At 63.1% G+C, this 3,287-nt stretch carries 4 protein-coding genes and 1 pseudogene; all 5 read right to left on the minus strand.

The window, feature by feature from the left end; translation table 11 throughout:
- Nucleotides 1-263 (minus strand): annotated as a pseudogene (locus NZN28_RS14060) (hypothetical protein); the annotation flags it as partial.
- Nucleotides 260-1,003: an SDR family NAD(P)-dependent oxidoreductase gene (locus NZN28_RS14065; RefSeq protein ID WP_295399206.1), complete on the minus strand. Its 744-nt coding sequence runs from the start codon at nt 1,001-1,003 to the stop codon at nt 260-262. The gene NZN28_RS14065 and the pseudogene NZN28_RS14060, both read right to left, overlap by 4 nt.
- Nucleotides 1,000-1,782, minus strand: a complete 783-nt coding sequence (locus NZN28_RS14070; RefSeq protein WP_295399208.1) for an SDR family NAD(P)-dependent oxidoreductase — start codon at nt 1,780-1,782, stop codon at nt 1,000-1,002. Before NZN28_RS14070 ends, NZN28_RS14065 begins: the two co-directional genes overlap by 4 nt.
- Nucleotides 1,779-2,471 (minus strand): GntR family transcriptional regulator, encoded by a 693-nt coding sequence (locus tag NZN28_RS14075; RefSeq protein ID WP_295399211.1) that lies wholly within the window; start codon nt 2,469-2,471, stop codon nt 1,779-1,781. The genes NZN28_RS14070 and NZN28_RS14075 overlap by 4 nt, the downstream gene beginning before the upstream one ends.
- 578 nt (nt 2,472-3,049) lie before the next feature.
- On the minus strand, nt 3,050-3,287 hold a 238-nt coding region (locus tag NZN28_RS14080), incomplete at its 5' end, for a PIN domain-containing protein (protein WP_367275844.1).

A 3,287-nucleotide genomic window follows, 5' to 3' on the forward strand; every position in this document is an offset into this window, starting at 1 on the left:
AGGGGGTAGGACTGCTCGCTGGCCTCGGCCCGGAAGGCCCCCACCGTGGGGGTGCCGCTGTAGGCCAGGTGAACGTGGCTGTCCATCAGGCCGGGGAGCAGGGTGGCCTGGGGCGCTTCAATCACCTGGGCTGGCTCGGGAATCGAGACCGCGCCCCTGGAGCCAAGGCCCACGATGCGGCCCTCGTGTTCGAGCAGCACCCCATTCATCAGCGGACTGCCCCCGTTGCCATCCAGGATTTGCCCGACCAGGAAAGCCTTCATACCCTCTCCTCCGGTCCCATCAACTGCTGCGAAAGTGCCCAGGCGTTCACATGCTGGTTGTGGATGCCCTGGGGGGTCTGAAGGGCCAGATGCACGAAGGCCGGGGTAATCTCGGCGGGGTCGCGCCAGATTTTGCGGGTCTCCTCGGCGTAGGTTTTCTCGCTCATGGCGGTGTGGGTGGGGGTTCCGGGGGTGAGGGTGTTGACCGCAATGCCAAAGCGCTCCAGATCCAGGGCAATCGAGCGCGAGAGCCCCTCCAGGCCCCACTTGGAGGCGCAGTAGGCTACCTCGTCGGCAAAGCCCATCACGCCTGCACGGCTGGAAACGTTGATGATGGAGCCGGAGCGCTGGCGCTTCATGACCGGGGCCACGGCCTTGCAGGTCAGGAAGGGTGCGCGAAGGTTTATGTTGAGGATGGTGTCCCAGTCCTCGAGGGTGGTTTCCTCGAGGTGCTTGAGCTCGATCACCCCGGCCACATTGGCCAGCACGTCCACCCGCGCCTGGTCGGCCACCACCCGGCCTACCAGGGCAGCGATCTCGTCGGGATGCCTCAAATCGGTAGGAACAGCCACAGCCCAGAACCCCTGCTCACGCAGGGCCTTCATCTCGGCCTCGAGCTCATCCGCCACCACATCCGCCCCGTATACGATGGCCCCCTCGGCGGCATAGGCCCTCGCCACCGCCCGTCCGATGCCACGGGCCGCACCGGTCACGATGCAGACCCGATCCCGCAACCTCATGTCGCCACCCTTCCGCCATCAATCAAGAGCCCAATGCCGGTGGTGAACGAGCTCATCTCCGAGGCCAGGTAGAGCACTGTGCGGGCCACTTCCTCCGGGGTACCCATGCGCCCCAGGGGGGTCGCGGCCATCCATCTTTCGCGCACTGCATCCGGGTCGGCTGCCTTTTCCAGGTTGCGCTGGTTCATGGGGGTATCAATCACCCCAGGGCAGATGGCGTTCACACGGATGTTCTCACGGGCATACTCGATGGCCAGAATCCGCGTCAGGGACATGATGGCGCCCTTGGATGCCCCGTAGCTGAGGTTGCCCCCCACGTTGGCAAAGGCACTGACCGAGGAGTTATTGACAATGGTGCCGCCCCCGGCCTGGCGCAGCAGCGGAATCGCGTGCTTGCAGCCAAAAAAAGTGCCCTTGAGGTTGATGGCCATCACCCGGTCAAACAGCTCCTCGCTCACTTCGTGGCTGGGGGTGACGGGCTGCTCGATGCCGGCGTTGTTGAAGAGGGTGTGGAGGCCGCCGTATTTACTTTTGGCGGTGCCGATCAGCCGGATCACCTCGTCCTCTTTGCTCACATCGCAGGGCACAAAGGTGGCCTCGCCGCCCAGGTCCTTGATCTCCTCAACAGCCCGCTGGCCGCCCCTCGTATCCACATCCCCGAGCACTACCTTTGCGCCCTCCTGGGCGAACAGGACTGCGGTGGCTTTGCCAATGCCGTTCGCCGCCCCGGTCACCACGGCCACCCTGCCCTCAAGCCACCCTTCCGACCGCTCGCTCACAGTCCCACCTGCTCGGGTTGGAGAATTACATCGGCCTGCTCCAGATGCTTGATGACCATGCGAATATGGAAGCGGGCAGCCTCCTCAGCCGCATCTGGGTTCCGGCTGGCAATGGCCTCGTAGATGGCCTCATGTTCGGCCCGCACGTCGTTGCGGGAACGGCTGGTACCGCTCGCAGGATCGGTCATGCGGCGGATGGTATTGCGCCGGTAGACTGAAACCAGCTCGGTGGTCAGTTCGGAGAAGCGCAAAAGGTGGCGGTTTCCGGCAACCTTGTAAATCAGGTGGTGGAAGTTCAGGTCGCTTACCCACAGGGCCGAGAGGTCGTCCTCCTGCTCAGGGGTTTCCCAAGCCCGCAGGTAGGTCTCGAGCTGCTTGAGGTCTTTGGCACCGATGCGCTCGGCAGCCAGCCGCGAGGCCAATCCGTCGTGGGCCATGCGGCACCAGTACAGGTCGATCACGTCCTCGAGCTTCAGGATGGGCACCTTTAGCTTGCCGCCATCATCCTCAAGAAGGCCGCGCTCCTTCAACATGACCAGCGCGTTGGAAACGGGCGTGCGGCTGACGTTCAGTTCAGCAGCCAACTCAACCTCGATCAGAACCCGACCAGGTGCAAGTTCGCCATTCACAATGCGTTCCCGGATGTTGCTGTACACCTGTTCGCGCAGAGCCGGCCCTCGGCTTATCAAATCGCCCCTCCCTTTCTATATCCTCTTGCGTTCAGCATTCTGCATGCAGAATTCAGGAATGTCAAGGAGTGTATTCCACATTGCACAATCTGTCAAGACCGGTGAAGGCAAGGGGGGGCGAGTGTGTGAGACGCTGTGGCTCCCACTCGTGAACTCAAATTCCAAGCAGACAACTCCCTGCAGAACAGACCGCGCTTGCTGGGAATCCAGAACCTTCGTCCCCTCACCCACCCAAAGAACCTTTCCCCCTCCAGGGCGATGGCGTCGCTGGTCTTGTGCGCGGAGTTGAAAGACCTCCAGCACCTCGCTCCTACGACCCAGCCGAAGAAATGCGCCTGTGCCCGGGCGCATGCGTGTCTTCGCTGGTGGATAGCAAACGTGCCGTACTGTGGTGAGGAGCGCGGCACTCGCCTTGAAGGAGCTGGCCACGGCGGCCTCGGCCAGCATGTCCCCGACCTGGGCCCCGATGCCGTGGATCCGCAGGATGCGGTTCGGGGAGCGGCGTCGTCCCGCAAACCGAACAACCCCGGACTGCCCGTCCGAGGCATTCATGGTTCCAGGCCCACTCGTGCTCCGGTTCAGGCCTCCAGAAGCAGGCATTCCAGGCCAGAAAAGCTGAGGAAATCACGGTCAAAGGTCACCAGGCGATACCCTCCGGCCATAGCAAAAGCGGCTAAGTAGGCATCGGTCCATAGCCGGGGTGGAAACCCCCTCGCCACCAAGTTCGCCAAGACCTCCTCCAGGCCATCGGGCTCCTCCAGCAGGGGAATGCTCGAGCCAACCCTAAGCTCCCGGTAAATACCCCAGGCCTCCCCC

This window comes from Meiothermus sp. (assembly GCF_025056915.1).
Taxonomy (GTDB): Bacteria; Deinococcota; Deinococci; order Deinococcales; family Thermaceae; genus Meiothermus.